The sequence below is a fragment of the Aeromicrobium sp. PFPM2_SD2 genome (assembly GCF_057364525.1).
In genome coordinates, this window is the sequence record NZ_JBNFNZ010000152.1 from 1 (window position 1) to 5,314 (window position 5,314).

Genomic DNA, 5,314 nt, shown 5'->3' on the forward strand with positions numbered 1-5,314 from the left:
CCCTCACCGCCGGTCTCGCCGGACCCGCCGCGGCCGGCGGGAACCATGGCGGCCCCGGCCGTCCGGGCGCCCCCACCACCATCACCGACGGCCTGCTCACGCCGCTGAAGCTGGCCGTCGACCGTGACGGCACCTCGTTCGTCTCGCAGAACTTCGCCGGGCTGCTGACCCGGGTCTCGCGCACCGGCGCGAAGACCAACCTGTTCAGCAGCGGCGGGGACGAGGTCGGCTCGGTGTCGCGGCGCGGGCACACGACCTACCTGACGACGACCGGCATGGACCCGCAGAACCCGTCGGCCGTCCTGTGGGCGCTGCGCGACGGGGCGACGACGCCGCGCAAGATGGGCGACCTGTTCGACCACGAGAAACGGCGCAACCCCGACCGCCGGACGCTCTACGGCTTCCGGACGCTCAAGGACCCCACCTGCCTGGCGCAGTTCCCGGCCGACAAGCCGGCCACCTACCCCGGCATCGTGGAGAGCCACCCGTACGCGACGCTCCCGGCCCGCGGTGGCGTGTTCGTCGCGGACGCGGCGGCCAACGCCATCCTGTGGGTCGACGAGTACGGCGGACGGGTCTCGACCGTCGCCGCCATGCCCGCGGCCAAGCCGGTCAAGGCCACGCCGGAGATCCTCGCCGCGCAGGGCTTGCCCGCCTGTGCGGCCGGCTACCCGTACTGGTTCGAGGCCGTGCCGACCGACATCGAGGAGGGCCCCGACGGCAAGTTCTACGTGACGTCGCTGCCCGGCGGTCCGGAGGACGCGAGCCTCGGGGCGCGCGGCGCGCTGTTCCAGCTCAAGCCGTGGAAGGGCCGGTTCCAGCGGGTCGCGGACGGCTTCGTCGGCGCGGTCGACGTCGCGGTCGGACCGAAGGGCCAGCTCGCGGTCGCCGAGCTGTTCGGTGGGGCGCAGGGCCAGGGCCAGGTCACGCTACTGACGCCGCGCCGGCACCGCCACGGCTGGGGCTACAGCCGCTCCGCCCTGCCGCTGACCGCGCCTGCCGCGGTCGAGTGGCTGCCCGGCCGCCACGGGGCCAGCACGCTCTACGCCACGACGGACACGTTCGGACCGCAGGGTCCGGCCCCGACCGGCAAGATCGTGAAGGTCGCCTTCTCCGGTGACCGCAAGGGTCACCACCGCAGGCACCGCTAGGGCTCGCGCCGGTAGGACGCGCGCGAGGCAGGGCCGGTCCCGTCCCCGGGGCCGGCCCTGCTGCGCTCAGGCGTCGAGCAGCGCGCGGGCCAGCGCGCCGACCTGGTCGGCCTCCACCAGGAAGCCGTCGTGGCCGTGCAGCGACGTCACCACCTGCAGCCCGTCGCAGCCGGCGATGCCGTCGGCCAGCTCGTGCTGCTGGTGCAGCGGGTAGAGGCGGTCGGAGTCGATGCCGGCGACGACGGTGCGAGCGGTCACTCGGGCCAGCGCGGCGGCCACGCCACCGCGGCCGCGGCCCACGTCGTGGCTGTCCATCGCCCGGGTGAGCGTGACGTAGCTGTTGGCGTCGAAGCGCCGCACGAGCTTCGCGCCGTGGTGCTGCAGGTAGGACTCGACCGCCCAGCGTCCGCCCTCGGCGACCGGCAGCTCGTCCTGCTCGGTGCGCCCGAAGCGCTGCTGGAGCTCGGCCTCGCTGCGGTAGGCGACGTGGGCGATGCGGCGGGCGAGGTCGAGCCCGGCGTCGGGTCCGCGCTCGGCGTCGTAGTAGTCGCCGCCGTGGAAGTGCGGGTCGGCCCGGATGGCCGCGACCTGGATGCTGGAGAGGGCGATCTGCTCGGCCGACGCGGCGGCCGAGCTGGCCAGCAGGAAGAGTCGCGCGACCCGCTCGGGGGCGGTGACCGCCCACTCCAGGGCGCGCATGCCGCCGGCCGACCCGCCGACGACGGCGTGCCAGCGCCCGACGCCGAGCGCGTCGGCGAGGGTGAGCTCGGCGGCGACCTGGTCGCGGATCGTGACGTGCGGGAACCGGCTGCCCCACCGGCGTCCGTCGGGGTCGAGCGACGCGGGACCCGTGGATCCCTGGCAGCCGCCGAGGTGGTGCGGGGCGACGACGAACCAGCGGTCGGTGTCGATCGGCAGGCCGGGCCCGACCACGGCGTCCCACCAGCCGGACGTCGGGTGGCCCGGTCCGGCCGGGCCGTGGACGTGGCTGTCGCCGGTGAGGGCGTGCTCGACCAGCACGGCGTTGTCGCCGTCGAACGTCCCCCACGTCTCGTAGGCCAGGCGGACGTCCGGCAGCACGACGCCGGACTCGAGCTTCAGCTCGCCGACGTCGTGGAGACGCCGGTCCCCCACGGGATCGCCCTCGAGCCACGCACCGGTGGCTCGAGGGCGATCGCTGGGACGGGTCACTTGGCGGCGCGGAAGCCGGCGTCCAGGTCGGCCAGGATGTCGTCGATGCCCTCCAGGCCGACGGCCAGGCGCACCAGTCCGGGCGTGACGCCCGAGCCGGCCTGCTCCTCGGCGGTCAGCTGGGAGTGCGTCGTGGACGCGGGGTGGATGGCCAGGCTGCGCACGTCGCCGATGTTGGCCACGTGGCTGTGCAGCTCGAGCGCGTCGATGAACGAGCGTCCGGCCTCGACGCCGCCGGGCAGCTCGAAGGTGACGATCGCACCGGCGCCCTTGGGTAGGTACTTCTGCGCGAGCGCCCGGTACGGGCTGGAGTCCAGGCCGGCGTAGCCGACCGCGGCGACGTCGTCGCGGGCCTCGAGCCACTGCGCGACCTTCTGCGCGTTCTCGACGTGGCGCTCGATGCGCAGGCTCAGCGTCTCCAGGCCCTGGGCGAGCAGGAAGGCGTTGAACGGGGCGATGGCCGGGCCGACGTTGCGCAGGTACTGCACGCGCAGCTTGGTGAGGTAGGCCGCCGGGCCGAGCGCCTCGGCGTACTTCAGGCCGTGGTAGCTCGCGTCGGGCTCGGTGACGCCAGGGAACTTGTCGCCGTGCGCGGCGTAGTCGAAGGTGCCGCCGTCGACGACGACGCCGCCGATCGCGGTGCCGTGGCCGCCGATGTACTTGGTCGCCGAGTGCACGACGGTGTCGGCGCCGTGCTGCAGCGGGTTGAGCAGGTAGGGCGTGGCGACGGTGTTGTCGACGATGAACGGGACGCCGACCTCCTTCGCGACGGCGGCGATCGCCTCGAGGTCGAGGATGTCGCCCTTGGGGTTGCCGACGGTCTCGCCGAAGAACGCCTTCGTGTTCTCGCGGGTCGCGGCGCGCCACTCGTCCGGGTTGCCCGGGTCGAGGACGAACGACACCTCGATGCCCAGCTTCGGGAAGGTGTGGCGCAGCAGGCTGTCGGTGCCGCCGTAGAGGCTGGCCGAGGCGACGACGTGATCGCCGGCCTCCGCGACGTTGGTCAGCGCGCCGGTCGTGGCCGCCTGGCCGGACGCGACGAGCAGCGCGCCGACGCCGCCCTCGAGCGCGGCGATGCGCTGCTCCACGACGTCCTGGGTGGGGTTCATGATGCGCGTGTAGATGTTGCCCGGCTCGGCCAGCCCGAACAGGTCGGCCGCGTGCTGGGTGTCGCGGAACGCGTACGACGTCGTCTGGTAGATCGGCAGCGCCCGGGCGCCCGTGGTCGGGTCGGGCGTCTGGCCGGCGTGGATCTGCTTGGTCTCGAACGACCAGTTCTCGCTCATGGGTCCTCCTCGGAAGCGCTCGAAGGTCCCACCGTGGCACGGCGGACGCATCGTGGACCGATGTCCCACCATGCGGACGCGGGGTCGGTCAGGCGCGCATCGCGTGCGGCTGCGAGGTCGACTCGAGCACGCTGAGCCACAGGTCGCCGTCGGGCGAGACGCTGTGCGGCCGGTGCGTCACGTAGGCGATCGGCACGTTGACGAAGCGGTGCCGGCGACGTCCGACGACCATGTCGGTGCGGCCGGACATCGCCGCGTGCACGGCGATCTGGGCGAGGCGGGCGCAGTAGACCGAGTCGACCGGGTCGGCCGGCACGGAGCGGATCAGGTAGCCGGGGTCGAAGTAGCGCACGTTCACCGGCTCGCCCCGTCCGGCGAAGTCCTGGCGGATGCGCTCGCGCAGCAGCGAGCCGATGTCGCCGAGCACCGCGTTGCCCGACGGGTCGGTCGCGCCGTTCGTCTCGCAGTGCTGCTGCCCGGCACCCTCGGCCACCACGATGACCGCGTGCCCCCGCTCGGCGACCCGCCGGTGCAGGTGGGCCAGCAGGCCGTTCTCGCCGTCCAGGTCGAACGGGACCTCGGGGATGAGGACGAAGTCGGCGTCGTGCCCGGCGATCGCCGAGTAGCAGGCGATGAAGCCGGCGTGCCGGCCCATGACCTTGACGATGCCGACGCCGCCGAGCGCCGCCTCGGCCTCGACCTTGGCCGCCTTGATCGACTCCGCGGCGCGCGAGAACGCGGTCTGGAAGCCGAAGCTCTGCCCGATGTGCGGGATGTCGTTGTCGATCGTCTTGGGCACGCCGACGACGGCGATGCCGTTGCCCCGGCGCAGGCACTCCTGGGCGATCTTGTGCGCGCCGCGCATCGAGCCGTCGCCGCCGATGACGAAGAAGACGTTGACGCCGCGCGACTCCAGCTCGTCCACGACGACGCCGACGTCCTGGGCGCCGCGCGAGCTGCCGAGCACCGTGCCGCCGCGCTCGTGGATGTTGGCCACCGACTCCGGCGTCAGCACCATCGGCTCGAGGTCGCACTCGGGCACGAGCCCGGCGTAGCCGTTGCGGAAGCCCAGCACGTCCGTGACGCCGTAGTGCTCGTACAGCTCGAAGACGATGGCGCGGATGACGTCGTTGAGCCCGGGGCACAGGCCGCCGCAGGTGACGATGCCGGCGCGCGTGGCGGCCGGGTCGAAGTAGATGCGCTCGCGTGCGCCGCCCGCCTCGAACGTCGGCAGCTCGTCGAGCGGCAGGCCGCGCTGCTTGACCAGGGCGAGGGTGTCGTCGAACAGGACGCGGTCGTCCTCGCCGACGTAGTACTCGTTGGTGGCGCGGCCGCCGACGTAGCCGGCGAGCGGGGAGGGGATGGTCGGCTCCCCGAGCGTCGTGACCTGCAGATCGGCGAGGGTGACCATGCCTCAACCCTATCGAGGACGCCGGCGTCCTGGGCGCGCTCCCAAAGGTTCGTCCGAACGGTCGCCATCTCGCTGGGCGTGACGTCGTGCACGCCCGCACCGGCGTGTCGCGTGCACAACGTCACGCTCAGCGCGAAGGAGCGCTCCAGCTCAGGGTGACCGGCTGGCCCGGACGCAGCTGGGCGGCGGCGTCGCCGGCGCCTCGTGCACGCCGGCGCCGGGTAGCCGCCGGTGACCGGGGTGGTCGGCCAGCATCAGCACCGGCTCGCCGCCCG

At 73.4% G+C, this 5,314-nt stretch carries 4 protein-coding genes; 1 reads left to right on the top strand and 3 read right to left on the bottom strand.

Features of this window, described 5'->3' with window-relative positions:
* On the top strand, positions 1-1,151 hold a 1,151-nt coding region (locus AC2W7G_RS08705), incomplete at its 5' end, for a ScyD/ScyE family protein (RefSeq protein WP_485868082.1).
* 66 nt (positions 1,152-1,217) lie between these two features.
* Here the strand turns inward: AC2W7G_RS08705 and metX are convergent.
* The 3 genes from metX to AC2W7G_RS08720 all read right to left on the bottom strand — a co-directional run bounded on the left by metX (position 1,218) and on the right by AC2W7G_RS08720 (position 5,039).
* Positions 1,218-2,285, bottom strand: coding sequence for a homoserine O-acetyltransferase MetX (gene metX / locus AC2W7G_RS08710; RefSeq protein ID WP_485868083.1), 1,068 nt, complete (start codon positions 2,283-2,285; stop codon positions 1,218-1,220).
* A 53-nt stretch (positions 2,286-2,338) separates the two neighbouring features.
* Positions 2,339-3,628: a bifunctional o-acetylhomoserine/o-acetylserine sulfhydrylase gene (locus AC2W7G_RS08715; protein ID WP_485868084.1), complete on the bottom strand. Its 1,290-nt coding sequence runs from the start codon at positions 3,626-3,628 to the stop codon at positions 2,339-2,341.
* Positions 3,629-3,716: 88 nt separating this feature from the next.
* Positions 3,717-5,039 carry an ATP-dependent 6-phosphofructokinase gene (locus tag AC2W7G_RS08720; RefSeq protein ID WP_485868085.1) on the bottom strand — a complete coding sequence of 441 codons (1,323 nt, stop codon included), beginning with the start codon at positions 5,037-5,039 and terminating at the stop codon, positions 3,717-3,719.
* Positions 5,040-5,314 lie beyond the last annotated feature (275 nt).